This window comes from Intrasporangium sp., assembly GCF_030452765.1.
Taxonomy (GTDB): domain Bacteria; phylum Actinomycetota; class Actinomycetes; order Actinomycetales; family Dermatophilaceae; genus Intrasporangium_A.
Genome location: NZ_JAKDLO010000024.1, coordinates 17,500 through 33,498, shown reverse-complemented (window position 1 = coordinate 33,498; position 15,999 = coordinate 17,500). Strand labels below are relative to the sequence as shown.

At 70.6% G+C, this 15,999-nt stretch carries 18 protein-coding genes; 6 read left to right on the top strand and 12 right to left on the bottom strand.

Going from position 1 to position 15,999, the window contains the following annotated elements; all coding sequences use genetic code 11:
• The 4 genes from L0H79_RS05090 to moeB all read right to left on the bottom strand — a co-directional run.
• Positions 1-262: hypothetical protein (locus L0H79_RS05090; RefSeq protein ID WP_301483474.1), on the bottom strand; the 262-nt coding region annotated here is incomplete at its 3' end.
• Complete coding sequence (locus tag L0H79_RS05085; protein WP_367652430.1) at positions 262-900, bottom strand: DUF6318 family protein; 639 nt, start codon at positions 898-900, stop codon at positions 262-264. The genes L0H79_RS05090 and L0H79_RS05085, both read right to left, overlap by 1 nt.
• Positions 901-1,023: 123 nt before the next feature.
• A complete protein-coding gene (locus L0H79_RS05080) occupies positions 1,024-1,740 on the bottom strand; it encodes an MGMT family protein (RefSeq protein WP_301483472.1) in 717 nt (238 codons plus the stop codon).
• 5 nt (positions 1,741-1,745) lie between these two features.
• Positions 1,746-2,924, bottom strand: a complete 1,179-nt coding sequence (moeB, locus tag L0H79_RS05075) for a molybdopterin-synthase adenylyltransferase MoeB (RefSeq protein ID WP_301483471.1) — start codon at positions 2,922-2,924, stop codon at positions 1,746-1,748.
• 83 nt (positions 2,925-3,007) lie between these two features.
• Between moeB and L0H79_RS05070 the strand changes: the two genes are divergently transcribed.
• The 3 genes from L0H79_RS05070 (at position 3,008) to L0H79_RS05060 (ending at position 4,448) form a co-directional block, all read left to right on the top strand.
• Positions 3,008-3,673 carry a TetR/AcrR family transcriptional regulator gene (locus tag L0H79_RS05070; protein ID WP_301483470.1) on the top strand — a complete coding sequence of 222 codons (666 nt, stop codon included), beginning with the start codon at positions 3,008-3,010 and terminating at the stop codon, positions 3,671-3,673.
• Between the two features lie 95 nt (positions 3,674-3,768).
• Positions 3,769-3,990 carry a DUF3107 domain-containing protein gene (locus tag L0H79_RS05065; protein ID WP_301483469.1) on the top strand — a complete coding sequence of 74 codons (222 nt, stop codon included), beginning with the start codon at positions 3,769-3,771 and terminating at the stop codon, positions 3,988-3,990.
• A 191-nt stretch (positions 3,991-4,181) separates the two neighbouring features.
• Positions 4,182-4,448, top strand: a complete 267-nt coding sequence (locus tag L0H79_RS05060; protein WP_301483468.1) for a GlsB/YeaQ/YmgE family stress response membrane protein — start codon at positions 4,182-4,184, stop codon at positions 4,446-4,448.
• A gap of 80 nt (positions 4,449-4,528) precedes the next feature.
• Here the strand turns inward: L0H79_RS05060 and L0H79_RS05055 are convergent, their stop codons facing one another.
• Positions 4,529-5,245, bottom strand: a complete 717-nt coding sequence (locus tag L0H79_RS05055; protein ID WP_301483467.1) for a ferritin-like fold-containing protein — start codon at positions 5,243-5,245, stop codon at positions 4,529-4,531.
• A 329-nt stretch (positions 5,246-5,574) separates the two neighbouring features.
• Between L0H79_RS05055 and L0H79_RS05050 the strand changes: the two genes are divergently transcribed.
• On the top strand, positions 5,575-7,155 hold the full coding sequence (locus tag L0H79_RS05050; RefSeq protein WP_301483477.1) for a DEAD/DEAH box helicase: 1,581 nt from the start codon (positions 5,575-5,577) through the stop codon (positions 7,153-7,155).
• A 137-nt stretch (positions 7,156-7,292) separates the two neighbouring features.
• On the opposite strand, the gene L0H79_RS05045 is transcribed toward L0H79_RS05050, so the two are convergent.
• The 5 genes from L0H79_RS05045 to L0H79_RS05025 all read right to left on the bottom strand — a co-directional run bounded on the left by L0H79_RS05045 (position 7,293) and on the right by L0H79_RS05025 (position 11,012).
• Positions 7,293-8,042 (bottom strand): TNT domain-containing protein, encoded by a 750-nt coding sequence (locus tag L0H79_RS05045; protein WP_301483466.1) that lies wholly within the window; start codon positions 8,040-8,042, stop codon positions 7,293-7,295.
• 66 nt (positions 8,043-8,108) lie between these two features.
• Positions 8,109-8,546 carry an Imm63 family immunity protein gene (locus tag L0H79_RS05040; protein WP_301483465.1) on the bottom strand — a complete coding sequence of 146 codons (438 nt, stop codon included), beginning with the start codon at positions 8,544-8,546 and terminating at the stop codon, positions 8,109-8,111.
• A 24-nt stretch (positions 8,547-8,570) separates the two neighbouring features.
• Positions 8,571-9,365: a ParA family protein gene (locus L0H79_RS05035; RefSeq protein WP_301483464.1), complete on the bottom strand. Its 795-nt coding sequence runs from the start codon at positions 9,363-9,365 to the stop codon at positions 8,571-8,573.
• 199 nt (positions 9,366-9,564) lie between these two features.
• The gene (locus tag L0H79_RS05030) at positions 9,565-10,431 is read right to left on the bottom strand and encodes a PHP domain-containing protein (RefSeq protein ID WP_301483463.1); all 867 of its coding nucleotides are present in this window, start codon (positions 10,429-10,431) and stop codon (positions 9,565-9,567) included.
• Positions 10,432-10,469: 38 nt separating this feature from the next.
• Entirely contained in the window at positions 10,470-11,012 is a 543-nt protein-coding gene (locus L0H79_RS05025; protein ID WP_301483462.1) for a MaoC family dehydratase, read from the bottom strand.
• A gap of 105 nt (positions 11,013-11,117) precedes the next feature.
• On the opposite strand from L0H79_RS05025, the gene nadE reads away from it, so the two are divergent.
• A complete protein-coding gene (gene nadE, locus L0H79_RS05020) occupies positions 11,118-11,960 on the top strand; it encodes an ammonia-dependent NAD(+) synthetase (protein ID WP_301483461.1) in 843 nt (280 codons plus the stop codon).
• 1 nt (position 11,961) lies between these two features.
• On the opposite strand, the gene L0H79_RS05015 is transcribed toward nadE, so the two are convergent.
• Positions 11,962-13,488, bottom strand: coding sequence for a threonine/serine exporter ThrE family protein (locus L0H79_RS05015; protein WP_301483460.1), 1,527 nt, complete (start codon positions 13,486-13,488; stop codon positions 11,962-11,964).
• Between the two features lie 55 nt (positions 13,489-13,543).
• Between L0H79_RS05015 and L0H79_RS05010 the strand changes: the two genes are divergently transcribed.
• Positions 13,544-15,166, top strand: coding sequence for an aminopeptidase P family protein (locus L0H79_RS05010; protein WP_301483459.1), 1,623 nt, complete (start codon positions 13,544-13,546; stop codon positions 15,164-15,166).
• A 209-nt stretch (positions 15,167-15,375) separates the two neighbouring features.
• Here L0H79_RS05010 and L0H79_RS05005 read toward each other — a convergent pair whose 3' ends face one another.
• Positions 15,376-15,987: a general stress protein gene (locus tag L0H79_RS05005; RefSeq protein WP_301483458.1), complete on the bottom strand. Its 612-nt coding sequence runs from the start codon at positions 15,985-15,987 to the stop codon at positions 15,376-15,378.
• Positions 15,988-15,999 lie beyond the last annotated feature (12 nt).

The following is a 15,999-nucleotide window of genomic DNA, read 5'->3' as shown; positions in this document are numbered from 1 at the left end:
CCTCGTTCACCCCATCGGTCGGACCCAGATTCTGCGGACACGCCAACGACGTCGCATACTCCCACGGGTCCTTCAGCTTCTTGCCCTTGACGTCCTTCCCAGCGCGCAGATTATCGATGCCGTCGCGGTCTTCTATATTGGCGCGAATCCCTTCACCGCGGCTATAGCCACCGACAAATGTTTCTCCCTCGCCAGCGGATGCATCTGCGGCACCGAGAACCAAGAGAAGCGCACTGATTGCCGCAGCGCTTCGAAGGCGCATCAGTCGCGTCCCTGTATCCCCGAGATGAGCCAACGATCCCTGTAGGTGAGATACACGAACACTGCACCTTCCTTGGCGGTGACTGTACTCACGACCCGGCCACTGTTGCTATCCACCCGCTCCACAGGCATCTGCTTGAACGCGGCGATCACGGTGTACTTGGGGTCGCCCGGGCCGTTCTCACCCAGCCCATCTATGGCCGTCGTCACAACCATGTCGCCCCGATAGCGCTCCCCCTCGGCCGCGAGGCCGACGGCCGTCTTCTGATAGTTCGCGCAGGTTTTGCAGCTCACCAAGGCGAAACCCGGCAACACATCTGTGCGCGGCACGCTCCACGCCTCGTTGAGCTTCTCGAAGTAATACCTGACGAACTCGTTGGCGCCCGCACGGGTGCGTGCCTTGGCCGCCTCGGGCAGGCCCTCGATCGTCGGCTTAGCACTCGTCGGCGTCGCCGGCGGCGTGCTCGAGGTCGTGCCGCTACTCGTGGCAGCACCGGTCGGCGCGCTGGACGACGCAACCGTCGGCACGGCACCCGTCGACGCCGGGTCCGGCGAACCGCTCCCGCACCCGGCCAGCACGGAACTGAGCACGAGCGCCAGCCCCAGCCCAGCGGCATACGGCATCGCTCTGCGGCGCATCGTCACGACAGACCCCTCATCAATACGCGGCGAACCGCACGAACAACGCGCAAAGCATGCCATACCGACGGCGCAACCCGCGCCGGCTGTCCACAGGCGCAACACGCGGGACACCGCCGCACGTCACCGAGCGACGAGCTCGACCTCGAAACCGCCGGGACTCTCGAGATAGGCGGCGTAGTGGTCCGGGCCACCCGCGTGCGGGTGCGCGCCGGCGAACAGCAGCGACCATCCGTGCGCGGGAGCGTCCGCAACAAGGGCATCGACCTGCGCACGACTCCCCGCGTGGAAGGCGAGATGGTTGACACCCGCTCGGCGCCTCTCGACCCCGCCGGCGACCAGGTCGGGCCCGGACTCGATGACGATGTAGTGGCCGGCGAGCTCCCAGGCGCGGCCCCGCCCCCAGTCGTCGCCGAACCGGTAGCCGAGCCGAGCGAGCAGCCAGTCCCAGGCGGCACCGTCCGTACCGAGGTCCTCCACCCAGATCTCGACATGGTGAATGGTTCCTGTCGCTCCAGCGGCGGCAGGCCCCTCCCATCGGGCGCGCGCCATATCCACCCTCGCCCCGGTGAGGCGACCGCCCACCATCGGGGTTCCCTCGGCACGCCAGTGCTCGATCGCCTCACCGTCATGACACTGGGGCGGACGCCCGTCGGCCCGGATGACGCGCCACCACGGGACGTCCGAGCCGTAGCGGCTCATCACGGCGCCGACGTTGCGCGGGCCGCCCTCGCCGAGCATCCGGGCGATGTCGCCGTAGGCGACCACCTGCCCCTCCGGGACCTGGGCGACGAGGTCGAGGACGCGTTCGGCGTACTCCTCCAGGGTCATCCGCGCCATCGGCGTCAGTAGGGCGTCTGGGCGGGGTCGATCTGCTCGATCCACGCGAGCATGCCGCCGTCGACGCTCGCGACGTCGGCGAACCCGGCGCGCAGCGCCAGCCGGGCCGCTTCCGCGGAACGACCACCGACCTTGCAGTGGATGAGGATCCGCCGGTCACGAGGCAGCCCGGCGAAGGCCGCGCCGGATCGGAAGAGGTCGAGATGGATCGGCACGGCGCCGGGGATCGCGGCGATGGCCCGCTCCTGCTCGCCGCGTACGTCCACGAGCAGCGGCGGGTCGGTGGCGGCGAGTGCGTCGGCCGCCTCACGGACGGTGACCGTCGGCACCGGCTCCTCGCCGGCCGCAGCCGCGCCCGGCACGCCGCAGAACTCGACGTAGTCGATCAGCTCGATGACGCTCGGGTGCGTCCCACAGACCGGGCAGTCCGGGTCGGCCCGCACGGTCAGGGTGTCCCACGTCTGGGCCAGCGCATCGTGGACCAGCAGCCGGCCGACGAGTGGCTCACCGATCCCGAGGAGCAGCTTGATGGCCTCCGTCGACTGCACCGACCCGATCGCGGCGCACAGGACGCCGAGCACGCCACCCTCGGCGCAGCTCGGCACCGACCCGGGCGGCGGCGGCTGCGGGAAGACGCAGCGGTAGCACGGCCCGTGGCCGGCCCACCACACGGAGACCTGACCGTCGAAGCGCAGGATCGAGCCCCACACGTGCGGCTTGCCAAGCATGACGCACGCGTCGCCCACGAGATATCGCGTCGGGAAGTTGTCGCTGCCGTCGACGACGACGTCGTAGTCCTTGATGACCTCGAGCGCGTTGCGGGAGTCAAGCCGCACGTCATGACGTATGACGCTCACGTGCGGGTTCACGCGGTGGACGGCGGCCTCGGCCGACTCGGTCTTGGGGCGGCCGATGTCGGCCTCGGAGTGGATGACCTGGCGGTGCAGGTTGGTCAGGTCGACGACGTCCGTGTCGACGATGCCGATGGTGCCCACGCCGGCCGCGGCGAGGTAGAGCAGCGCCGGCGACCCCAGGCCACCGGCACCGACCACGAGGACCTTGGCGGCGACGAGGCGCTCCTGACCCTCGAGCCCGACTCCGGGGATGAGGACATGGCGGGCGTACCGGGTGATCTCCGGCCCGGACAGCTCGCGACCGGACCGCACGATCGGCTGACGTCCCATGGGCTTACGGTACTGCTCGGTATTGTGTGATCGACATCGCGGGAGCCCTCGTCCCGGGCCTCCGGCACGACGAGAGGACGCGGATGCCCGACGATCTGCACACCACGGCTCGTGGGGGGCGTCTGCCCCGCACCGAGCGCCGGGCCCAGCTGCTCGAGGCGGCCTTGGGCGTCTTCGCCGAGAATGGCTACCACCAGGCCGCCATGGACGACATCGCGGCCCGGGCGGGGGTGTCGAAGCCTGTTCTCTACCAGCACTTCCCGGGCAAGCTCGAGCTCTACCTGGCGCTCATCGACCGGCACGCGAGCGAGCTCGAGCAGCTCGTGCGGGATGCCCTGGCGCTCGATGACAACAAGGTGCGGATCCGCACGATGGTCGCCGCCTACTTCGACTTCGTCAGCCATGAGGGTGCGGCCTTCCGCCTCATCTTCGAGTCCGACCTGGCCAACGAGCCGGAGGTGCGTCGTCGCCTCGACGAGATCGTGCTGACGTGTGCCGAGGCCATGGCCGGCATCATCCGCGACGAGACAGAGCTCGGCCAGGAGGAGGCCGTCATGATCGGCGTCGGCCTCGTCGGCCTCGCCCAGACCGCGGCCCGGCACTGGCTGAGCCACGGCGAGGCGATCTCGAAGGAGACGGCAACCCGCATCACCGGGGCGCTCATCCGGCGCGGGATCGCTGCCTTCCCCCTCGTTCCCCGTGGCGAGGGCGCCGACGGCCGGGAATCGGCCGTCGCCCCTGCTGGTTAAGGTGACGGCAGGTGGCAGCGACCGGCAAATCGAACTACCGACAAGCATGACGACCGACAAGCACAACGACCAGCAAGCATGAGGAAGGGATTGCCGTGGAGGTCAGGATCGGCGTACAGCACTGCGCTCGCGAGATCACCTTCGAGTCGACGATGACGTCCGACGAGCTCGCGGAGGCGGTGCGGGCCTCGCGCTCGGCCGAGGTCCTCGAGCTGACCGACGACAAGGGCGGGAGGGTTCTCGTCCCGAGCGCGGCTGTCGGCTATGTCACGACGGGCGCGGAGAAGAAGGGCGGCGTCGGGTTCGGGGCCCAGTGAGCCTCGGGGACCACCCGGCGCAGCACTCGGCCGCACGGGACGGCTGAGCCACCCGGTCCGACGGATGAGCGCGGATCGTTATCCGCCTCGTCGCAGATCCGCCCCGTAGGAAGCCGTGGCGTGCTTTGCTGGAGACAGCCGGACACCCCGGCCTGACCAAGCCCGCGCAGGGCTGAGAGGGGGCACGCCACATGCTCGGCACCATCATCGGGGCCATCGTGGCCGGACTGATCATCGGGGCGCTCGGTCGTCTCATCCTTCCCGGCAAGCAGGACATCTCGATCCTGATGACGATCGGTATCGGCATCATCGCCTCGGTCGTCACGACCCTCATCCTCGGCGCGATCTTCAACTACTCCGGCGGCCGAGGCATCAGCTGGTGGTACTGGATCATCGCCGCCGTGGTCGCTGCTCTCGGGATTTCGGCCTACGGGCGCATCACGAGCAAGTCCCACTGACGTCACCGACTCGAGAGGGCCCGACCGCGTTGGTGGGGCCCTCTCGCTGTCGAGCGCGGTCGCACCCTGGCGCCCTTCGTTCAGGCGGCCAACCCCAGCCGCCCCATCCGGCGGCTGTGCTCGTCGGTGAGCCGGACGAACATCCGACCGAGCTCGGCCAGGTCGGCCGCCGGTCGTCCCGGCGCGCCGATGAGCAGGGCGCCGAGCGAGTCGCGCTCGACGGCGACGTGCTGCGCCTGCGAGAGCGCTTCGCCGACGAGGCGACGACCCCACAGGGCGAGCCGTCCGCCCACGCGTGGGTCCGCCGCGATGGCGTCGCGGACAGCCCCGACCACGAAGTCGGCACGTCCGTTGTCATCGAGCACGCGGATGACCAGGTCGCGGGTGTCCGCATCGACATAGGCCGCGATCTCTCGGTAGAAGTCCTGCGCGATGCCCTCTCCGACGTAGGCCTTGACGAGCCCCTCGAGCCAGCCGGACGGGCGGGTCCGCTCATGGAAGGCGTCGATCGGGGCGACGAACGGCTCCATGGCTTGCTCTGGCTCGACGCCGAGGCTGCGCAGGCGGTCGGCGAGCAGGGCGTAGTGGCCGAGCTCCTGGTCGGCGAGGAAGGCCAGCTCGGACCGCTGCACGAGGCTGGGAGCCAGCTCGGCGTCGGCAGCGAGCTGGGAGAAGGCCCTCAGCTCACCGTAGGCGAGCGCACCCAGCAGGTCCGTGACGGCGGCCCGGTAGCCGGGATCGGCCAGGTCGAAACCGGTCGTCTCCGGTGGGGTCAGCGAGCCATCGGGATCGGTCATGAGGCTCACACTAGGTGACGTGGTCGGTGCCCTGCTCCCGAGCCGGTAGTATGAGTACGACCATGAGGTGCCCGGTCGGCTCTGACAAGCATTTGACGACAAAGAGCATTTGACGGTGCGGCACGGATGGTGTCCGGTCCAAGCCGAACGCCAGTGGCCCGCAGATGCCTGCGGGGCGTCGCACTCCGAAACCTTCCGATCGGCCCGTCAACGAGACACTGAGCTCCCGCCGCCCAACCGGGCCGTGGGGTGCTCGTGCAGACCGAGAGACCTACATGACCCAGAGCACGACCGAGGCACCCACGACGACCGGAGCCCCGCACACGTCCATGCAGGCAGAATCGAGCACGCCGCAGCGGACGTTCGCCGACTACCCCATCCACCCCGAGATCGTCGGTGCCCTCGCCGAGGCCGGCATCGTGACGCCGTTCCCCATCCAGGCGATGACCCTGCCCGTGGCCCTCGGCGGCCACGACATCATCGGCCAGGCCAAGACCGGCACCGGCAAGACGCTCGGCTTCGGTGTGCCGATCCTCGACCAGGTCGTCGCCGTGGGCGACCCGGGCTTCACAGCGCTCACCCGCCCCGGGGCACCCCAGGCCCTCGTGGTCGTGCCGACCCGAGAGCTTGCCGGGCAGGTCGCCGGCGACATCGAGAGGGCCGGTACCCGGCGCGGTATCCGCGTCCTCAGTGTCTACGGCGGCCGCGCCTACGAGCCGCAGGTCGCTGCCCTCCGGGCGGGCGTCGAGGTCGTCGTGGGGACGCCTGGCCGCCTCATCGACCTGTCGAAGCAGGGCCACCTCGACCTGTCCCAGGCCCGGGTCGTCGTGCTCGACGAGGCCGACGAGATGCTCGACCTCGGATTCCTGCCGGACGTCGAGACGATCATGGCCCTGACCCCGACGGCCCGCCAGACGATGCTCTTCTCGGCCACCATGCCCGGCGCGATCGTCGCGCTCGCCCGCCGCTACATGACCCAGCCGACACACATCCGCGCGATGGGCGACGACCCCCTCCACGCCCACACGGTCCAGGCGATCGAGCACTTCGTCTACCGCGCCCATGCCCTCGACAAGGTCGAGCTGATCTCGCGGGTGCTCCAGGCGGAGGACCGTGGGCTGACCATCGTCTTCGCCCGCACGAAGCGGGCCGCGGCCAAGGTCTCCGACGAGCTCGTCGACCGAGGCTTCGCCGCCGCCGCCCTCCACGGTGACCTGGGCCAGGGCGCCCGCGAGCAGGCGATGCGGGCGTTCCGCAATGGCAAGGTCGGCGTCCTCGTCGCGACCGACGTCGCCGCCCGCGGCATCGACGTCGAGAACGTGACCCACGTCATCAACTTCCAGTGTCCTGAGGACGAGAAGACCTATGTCCACCGGACCGGCCGCACCGGTCGGGCCGGCAACACCGGGGTCGCGGTGACCCTCGTCGACTGGGACGACACGCACCGGTGGGCCCTGATCAACAAGGCGCTCGACCTCGGGATCCCCGAGCCGGAGGAGACCTACTCATCGTCCGAGCACCTCTTCACCGACCTGCACATCCCAACCGAGGCCAAGGGCCGTCTGCGCAAGTCTGAGCAGACCCGGGCAGGCTTGGCCGCCGAACAGATCGAGGACCTCGGCGAGACCGGCAAGCGGCAGGGCAAGGGCCGCCATCGTTCCGGCGGCGCGCGTCCGGAGACCTCCCGCCCGCGCAAGGACGACGAGGCACCCCGGCGCACCCGCAACCGCCGCCGCACGCGCGGTGGAGGTGCGGCAGCGGCCGGTGTCGATGCTGCTGCCGACACCTCGCCTGCCGGGACGCAGCCCTCCACGGCCGAGCCGTCCGCGCGCCCACGTCGACGCCGCCGCCGCGGCGGGCACGGACGCACGAGCTCGGCTGCCGGCACGTCCAGTCCGCTCGCCGACTGAGCAGGCTTCCTCGAGGAGTCGGCGACTGACGGACCGAGCCGCCGCACGCGAGCCCGCTCAGCGACATACGAGCGTACTCGTGGTCCCGGTCGTGCTCTGACCCGGCTGGCACCCGCCTCGAGGAACCCGGCGTGTGTTCACGCCGCCGGCGAGACTCGCTCCAGGTAACCGTGGTCGAGCAGCCAGATGATGTTGACGGACGCGGGCGCGCCCGCGATCAGGCTGCCGTCCAGCTGGTACTGGAGTGTCCCGCCGGGCTGCTCGAACCAGGCCGCGACCGGGCCGACGTGCACCGGCAGCGGCTTGAGCACCCGGTAGTTGTAGTAGTTGCACTGCTCGGCGGGGGTGCCGACAAGGTTGGACGGGGGGATGGCTCGACGGGCGTACGGTGCCCCGGTGGGAGCCAGGAAGGAACCGTACTCGCTGCCGTAGCGGTCGACGTACCGGCCCACCGCGAGAGTGCTCGTCCACACGATCGGGTCGCCCTGGCTGTCGAGCCGGTAGCCGTTCTGGGGCGGGTAGATCCAGCCACCACTGCCGTCGTAGAGGGTGGGGTCCCAGTACTTGGCGAGGAAGCGGGCCGGGCTGAGCCCTCCCGTCCGGTGATACCGACGCAGCTCGAGGCCGGTCAGCCCGCTGTTCGACAGGACCTCCGGACCGAGCCGTCGATCGCTGCGAAAGAACGCCGCCGAGCACCCGTGACGACCGCGACGCGGCTCGTCTGTGGCATCGGCGGCGCTGGGCTGGTTCGTGGCGGCGGCGGCACTCGCGTGCCCCGTCGCCACCGTTGGTGCTGCCGCCGAAGCCGGCGAGGGCACGGCGCTGACGAAGGCGAGCGTGGTCGCGAGGCTGACCACGAGTGCGCCAAGGGTTCGTCGAAGGCTCATCACGATTCTCTTTCTCGCCGGGCCCCCCACGACCGGCACACAGGCTAGGGCTCTGACGGCACCGCGTCAATCGCCCACGCGCTCGGGTGGCAGCAGCGCGAGATCGGCGGTTGCGCCGGCGGCTCGCAGCTCGTCCGCCAGCTCCGTGCGCCAGCGGCCCGCCCACCGCGGGTCGAGCCGGGCCAGCAGCTCGTGTTGATGTGCCCAGCGCAGCCGCCGGCTGTCCTGACCGGGGACCCGGTGGGCCGGCTCCCAGTCCGCCGCCGCGGTGAAGGTCACGCCCCGAAGGGCCCAGTAGAGCAGCTCGTCCAGGTCGTGGGTCGCCAGGTCCGAGAGGGTGCGCCCGGCCTCGTCGACCCGCCAGTGCAGGGTGCCGTCGACCTCGAGGACGAGGAACGGCCGAGCCTCCCCGTTGGGTCGGAAGTCGGGTAGGGCTGCGACCGGGATGTGAACCCGGGCGGCCAGCCGGGTCAGGGTGGCCGCGATCTCGGCACTTGTGGTCACGCCGTGGCCCCGTGCGGCGCCAGGTCAGAGCTGCTTGAGGAGCGAGGCCGCGACGTTGCGGTAGGCCTCCGCGCCCTTCGAGGTGCGGGAGGTGGCCAGGATCGAGCGTCCGGCAGCGGGCGCCTCCGCGAAGCGCACCGTCTTGGGGATCGGTGGTTCGAGCACTGTCAGCTCATAGCGCTCCCCCACGTCGGCCAGCACCTCGCGCGCGTGGCGGCTGCGCCCGTCGAAGAGGGTCGGCAGGACCCCCAAGACCTCGAGGTCCCGGTTGAGGATCTTCTGCACGTCGGCGACGGTGTCGAGCAGCTGACCCACGCCGCGGTGGCTGAGCATCTCGCACGGCATCGGGATGATCAGGGAATCCGCGGCGGTGAGCGCGTTCAAGGTGATGACGCCGAGGCTCGGCGAGCAGTCGAGCAGGATGATGTCGTATGCCGCTCTGCTCGCCTCCAGCGCGGTGCGCAGGACGTACTCGCGGCCGGGGCGCGGCAGGAGCATCGCCTCGGCACCGGCGAGGTCGATCACCGAGGGCACGAGGTCGAAGCCGTCGTCGCAGGCGATGACCGCGTCGGAGATGTCCGCCTTGCCCAGCAGAACCTCGTTGATCGAGGTCTCGAGCGAGTCGGGATCGACGCCGAGCGAGAAGGTCAGGCAGGCCTGCGGATCGAGATCGATGAGCAGGACCTTCTTGCCCCGCTCCGCGAAGGCCGCCCCGAGGGAGGCGACCGACGTCGTCTTGGCCACGCCCCCCTTCTGGTTGGCCAGGGCGATGACAGTCGCGGGTCCGGCGGTGGTTCCTGGCTGGGTCGGGCGCGGCATGGCGCAAGTCTCGCATGTCCGAGGGCGTGCTCATCAGGCGGCGGCACGACAGCCCACGAAAGGGAGCTTGGCATCGCGGGTGCCGTCGACGACGCCCTCTCGCTGCTCGAACGGGGTCTCGAGATCAGCCCCCGTGCCCGGCCGCCCGGGTCGCTGAGCAGCCGCCGATCGGGCTCACCGGACGTAGTGTCCGCGCCGCTCAGGGCCGGACAACGGGTGTGGCCCCGCTCGACTGCTCGATGATCGCGTCGAGCACCTCGCGTCGAGTCGTGTTCTCCGCCAGCCGGTTCCGCTTGCCATCCCCGTGGTAGTCGCTCGATCCGGTGAGGAGCAGGTCGTACTCGGCCGCCAGCCGCTCGGCCCGGGCGACCTCTGCCGGCCCATGGTCGCGGTGGTAGGCCTCGAGCCCACCGAGCCCAGCAGCCGCAAGCTGTTCGATGAACGAGTCCGGGATGCCGGCGCAACGGGTGCGGGTGAAGGGGTGCGCGATGACCGGCACTCCCCCGGCGGCCCGGACGATCCGCACGGCGCGGGCGAGGTCGACGGCATAGTGGCCGACGTAGTACGGCGACCGCTCACTGAGCCAGTCCGCGAAGGCCTCGTCGCGGTGCTGGATGACACCGGCCTCGATCAGCGCGTCGGCGATGTGCGGCCGACCGGGTGTGGCCCCGGGCCTGACCTGCGCGAGGACCTGCTCGTAGCTGATCGGGATGCCGTCGGACGTCATCCGTTCGACCATCCGCTCGAGCCTCGTCGCCCTGGACTCGCGGGCGCGCCCGAGCTCGGTGGCCAAGGCCGAGTCGGCGGGGTCGATGAGGTAGCCGAGCAGGTGGACCGACGAGTAGTCGTAGTGGCAGGAGATCTCGACCCCCTTGACCAGGGTGAGGCCTGCTGCGCGAGCGGCCCGCTCCGCCTCGGCCCAGCCACCGACCGTGTCGTGGTCGGTGATGGCGAGCACGTCGATCCCGGCTGCGACCGCGGCGGCGACGAGCTCGGTCGGCGTCTGCGTGCCGTCACTCATGCTCGAGTGGGTGTGCAGATCGATGACCTGCTCGTGAGGCGTCACACCCCCAGCGTATGGGTATGGCCCACCTCCGCCCGGGCTCAGGCCTCGCCCCCGACCTGCGGCCCGGGCCAGTTCTTGTCCGGCTGCGGCACCGGGCGGCCCGGCTGGTCGCCGCCCCGCGCGTCGAGGTAGCTCTCCTTGGGCACCATGACCTTGCGCCGGAAGATGCACACGAGGGTGCCGTCCTGGTTGTAGCCGATCGTCTCGACCTGCACGACGCCCCGGTCGTCCTTGCTCCTCGACTCCCACTTGTCGAGCACGCGGGTCTCCCCGTAGATCGTGTCGCCGTGGAAGGTCGGTGCGACATGCCGGAGCGACTCGACCTCGAGGTTGGCGATCGCCTTGCCCGACACGTCCGGCACCGACATCCCGAGCAGCAGCGAGTAGACGTAGTTGCCGACGACGACGTTGCGTCCGAACTGGGTGCTCTCCTGCGCATAGTGGCTGTCGAGATGCAGCGGGTGGTGGTTCATCGTGACGAGGCAGAACAGGTGGTCGTCGTACTCGGTGACGGTCTTGCCGGGCCAGTGCCTGTAGACGGCCCCGACCTCGAACTGCTCGTAGCTGCGCCCGAACTGCATCCCAACTCCTCACGTGCGGAAGCGAACGCTCCCAGCGTGCCGGAGTGAGCGGCATACCGACATGCTGGTATGCCGTGTGCTTCCTCACGCTGTACCTTCACTCCCGTGACGACTTCCTTCGCCCCCGGGCCGACCCAGCAGGCGATCATCCGCGAGCTCGGCGTGCAGCCGGACTTCGATGCCGCGCACGAGACCGAGCGGCGGGTCACCTTCCTCGTCGACTACCTCGTCGGGGCGGGCGCCAAGGGCTACGTTCTCGGGATCAGCGGCGGAGTCGACTCCTCGACCGCCGGGCGGCTGGCCCAGCTCGCCTGCGAGCAGGCCCGGGAGCAGGGCTCGCAGGCGAGGTTCGTCGCGATGCGGCTTCCCTACGGCGTCCAGGCCGACGAGGCGGACGCCCGGCGCGCCCTCGACTTCATCGGCCCCGACGAGGTCGCCACGGTCGACATCAAGGACGCGAGCGACGCGATCATCGCCGAGATCGACCGGGCCGAGTCGGGACTCGTGACCGACGAGCACGCGGACTTCGCCAAGGGCAACGTCAAGGCCCGGCAGCGCATGGTCGCCCAGTACTACCTGGCCGGGCTGCGGGGTCTGCTCGTCATCGGCACCGACCATGCGGCCGAGGCGGTGGTCGGCTTCTACACCAAGTTCGGCGACGGCGCCTGTGACCTGACCCCGCTGGCGGGGCTGAACAAGCGTCGCGTCCGGGCGCTCGCCCAGCACCTGGGTGCGCCAGCCGAGCTCGTCGCCAAGGTACCGACCGCCGACCTCGAGGACGGCAAACCGCTCAACCCGGACGAGGTCGCGCTCGGGGTCCCCTACGACGCGATCGACGACTACCTCGAGGGCAAGCCGGTCCGGGACCACGACCGTGCGGTGATCGAGCGCTGGCACGCCCGGACCGCGCACAAGCGCGCCGTCCCGGTCAGCCCGGGCAACCTGTGACCTAGGGCCGCCGGGCCTCGACCGAGGGCAGCTCGCCCGTGTCGGACAGGACCGGCTGCCTTGGGCGCCGCTTCGGGTCACACGGAATCATGGCGCCGGCCGGCACCGAGAGCCGCTGCCCCGTCCGGCGGGCGAGCAGCAGCCCCGCGAAGTAGGTCCCCAGCGAGACACCGGCCGCCAGCGCCAGGCCCTGCCCGAAGGCACCGACGAGGGTCGGCAGGCCGGCGGCGATCCCGGCACCTTCCGGCTCGGAGACGACCTGCGTAATCCCTTGGTAGACGGCGCGGCCCGGCAGCATGGGTACGATCGCGCCGGTCGTCACCGCCATCGCCGACAGGTCGAGGCGACGGGCGAGCAGCCGGGCCGTGAAGCCGATGAGCAGTGCGGCTCCGGCCGACGCGGTCGTCGAGCCGACCCCCACGTCCTCCATGATGGCCAGTGCCACCCAGCCGCCCGCACCGGCGAGGCCGGCCAGCACCGCTGCCCTCCCGCTCGAGTAGGCCGAGACGGCGAAGGCGATGGAGATGATCGCGGCGCACACGACCTGGACCAGCAGGTCGTCGGTGAGCCTCGTGAACGGGGTGATCGCGATGGGGTAGCCGAGCCGCTGCCCGACGGCCAGCACGACGGAGATGCCGATCGCGATGCCCAGTGACAGCACGATGACCTCGAAGGCCCGCGCGACGGCCGTCACGTAGTACCCCGACAGCGCGTCCTCGCCGGACCCGACGACCGACAGCCCGGACAGGAGCAGCACGATTCCGGCGGCGACGATGAGCGAGGGCGAGACGTGCTCGAGCCCGCCGACGCCCTTGGCCCGGGCGACGACGACGAGGGTCGCCGCGACCGTCGGGATGGCCGACCCGACGATCTGCGCGAAGAACGAGGCCACCCCGAGGCGTCCGAGCCAGTCGAGGACACGGGTGATGAACCACGCGCTGACGAACGTCGCAGCGCTCATCAGGGCACCCGCCCCGATGAGCGCGGCGACCGCCGCCGCGAGAACCGCCCCGGCCGCCGTCACGACCCACCGCCGGTAGGGATGCGGTGCCCCGATGACGGCGTCGATGCGCACGCGCGCCTCATCGGTGTCGACGGGATGGCTGACGAGGTCGACGACGAGCGCGCGCAGCCGCTCGAGCCGGGTGTAGTCCTGCACCCGGAACCGGACGATCCGCATGACGGTCATCGGGTCGGCGTCCGGGCCGCGGTGGTAGGACACGGTGACCGACGTGTAGTTGACGTCGACGTGCACCGACCGGAGCCTGTAGGCCTCGGTGAGCATGAGGACGGTCCCCGTCACGTCGGCGGCCGAGGCACCGGTCGACAGCAGCGCGACGCCGGCACGCATGGCGAGGTCGACGACCGCCTGGGCGGTCTTGCGCTCGACCCCGTCGGGTGACGTCCACACCGGGATCTCGTCCGTGGGCGGTCCGCTCGGGCGCATGGCCCGACGCGTGCTTGCCCGGAAACCGGGGCGCCGGGCGCGCGCGATCACGGGTCGGCCGGACGGGTTCCTGCGTGCCACGCCCGCCACCCTATGTGGTGCGAAATCGGCGTGCCGAGGGTGGGACGATAGCCCGGTGACCAGTGAAGAGCAGAAGAAGTCCGACAACCGCGGTCGTCCCACGACGGACGAGTTCCGCGCCTTCGTCGCGAGCGGCTGGGCCCCGCGGCGCACCGGCCTCCCAACCCGCGCCGAGGTCGCCGGGTATGCCGCTGACCGCCGTGCCGCGGTCGGCGCGCGCTTCCCGGGTGAGCGCCTCGTCATCCCGGCCGGTGGCCTGAAGGTCCGCAGCAACGACTGCGACTACGTCTTCCGCCCGCACAGTGCCTTCGCGCATCTGACGGGCCTCGGCGGCGACCGCGAGCCGGACGCCGTGCTGGTCCTCGAGCCGCGCCGGGGCTGGGACGGCGACTCCGGCGGCGGCCACGAGACGGTCCTCTACTTCCGCCCGCTCGCCGGCCGGGACACCGAGGAGTTCTTCGGCGATGCCCGCTACGGCGAGTTCTGGGTCGGGGTTCGCCCGACCCTCGAGGATGTCGAGGCAGAGCTCGGCGTGACGGCGCGGCACATCGACGAGCTGCGCGATGCCCTGGCCAAGGACGCCGGCTCGGTGCGGGTCCGGGTGGTGCGCGACGCCGACCCGCAGGTCGCGGCCCTCGTCGACACGGTCCGGGACGAGTCCGGCGCGACCGACCGGGAGGCCGGCGAGGCGCCATCCGGCACGAGCGCCGCCACTGCCGGCTCGGACACGGCCACGTCCGAGACGGCCACGTCCGAGACCGGCGCGGCAGCCGTCGCCGAGGACGAGCAGCAGCAGAGCCCGGACGAGCAGCTCGCTGCCTTCCTGTCGGCACTGCGGATGGTCAAGGACGCCTGGGAGGTCGAACAGATGCGCTCAGCCGTCGAGGGGACCAAGCACGGCTTCGAGGCCGTTATCGCCGAGCTCGCCGAGGCGGTCCGGCGCGGGCGCGGCGAGCGCTGGGTCGAGGGGATCTTCGGCCTGCACGCCCGCCACCACGGCAACGGCATCGGCTACGACTCGATCTGCGCGAGCGGTGACCACGCCAACACGCTGCACTGGATCAAGAACACCGGCGAGGTCAGGGACGGCGACCTGCTGCTGCTCGATGCGGGCGTCGAGGTCGACTCCCTGTACACCGCCGACATCACCCGCACCCTGCCGGTCAGCGGCACCTTCACCGACGCCCAGCGCGAGATCTACGAGGCGGTTCACGAAGCCCAGGAAGCCGGCATCGCGGCGGCTCGACCGGGCAACAAGTTCAGCGACATCCACGCCGCCGCGATCCGCGTCATCGCCGAACACCTGCACGAGTGGGGGCTGCTACCCGACGGCATCAGCGTCGAGGACACCCTCGACAAGGAGCACGGCCAGTACCACCGCCGCTGGATGGTCCACGGTACGAGCCACCATCTCGGCCTCGACGTCCACGACTGCGCGCTGGCGACCCGCGAGCAGTACCTGGATGCGGAGCTGACGCCTGGCATGATCCTCACCGTCGAGCCCGGCCTCTACTTCAAGGCCGACGACGAGCTGGCCCCGGAGCGGTTCCGGGGCCACGGCGTCCGCATCGAGGACGACATCCTCATCACCGAGGACGGCAACGAGAACCTGTCGGCGTCGATGCCGCGCACGGCCGACGAGGTCGAGGCGTGGATCACCGAGGTCCGCTCGCGCTGACCCCCAACTATCGGGCCGGGGCGGGATTGTTGGAGGTGTCCGGCCCCGCTGACCCCCAGCTATCGGGCCGGGGCGGGATTGTCGGAGCCACCTCACGAGAGGGCGGAAGGAGCGGATGGCCAAGCGGGTCAGGAACGAGACTCAGCGGCATACCAGCGGGGTGCGGTCCGGCCCGGCGTGGAGGGCGGTCGGCGCCAGAGCCGCTGCCCTCAGGGCAGGTCGCGGTTCGAGGGCGGGGGCGGCGGCGCGGACTCCGCGGGCGCTCCCTGAGGCGGCGCGGCCTGGGGCGACGCCGGCGGCGTGTAGACCGGGTAGCCCTGGCTCGCGAGGCCGGCCTGGGCGAGGATGTCACGCCCCTCCTGGGCGAACTTGTGCTCGACGAAGACCTCGTACTTGGTTGCGACGACCTGGCTCACCGACTGGAAGTCGCGGGTGCCGCGGGTGAAGGCATAACCGATGACCGACCAGATGAGCCCGAAGAGCGCACCGTAGAGCGCGCACGAGATGAGCAGCGCGAAGGCGCTCTGCTGCTGGTTGAACAGTGCGAAGATCAGCCCGACGAACAGGCCGAGCCACAGGCCCGAGAGCAGGCCGGCCAGGATCACCCGGCCCCACGTGAGCCGGGCAGTCACGCGTTCGACCTGCTTGAGGTCGGTGCCCACGATGAGGCAGTTCTCGACCGGGAAGCCCTTGTCCGACAAGGTGTCGACGGCCTGTTGGGCGTCGAGGTACTTGTCGAAGACCCCGAGGGACATCGGGTAGTCGAGGGACAGCGTCGCGAACCGTTGCCGCTGTCCCGGGCCCTTCGGTTGCATGCTCATGTCCTCATCCTC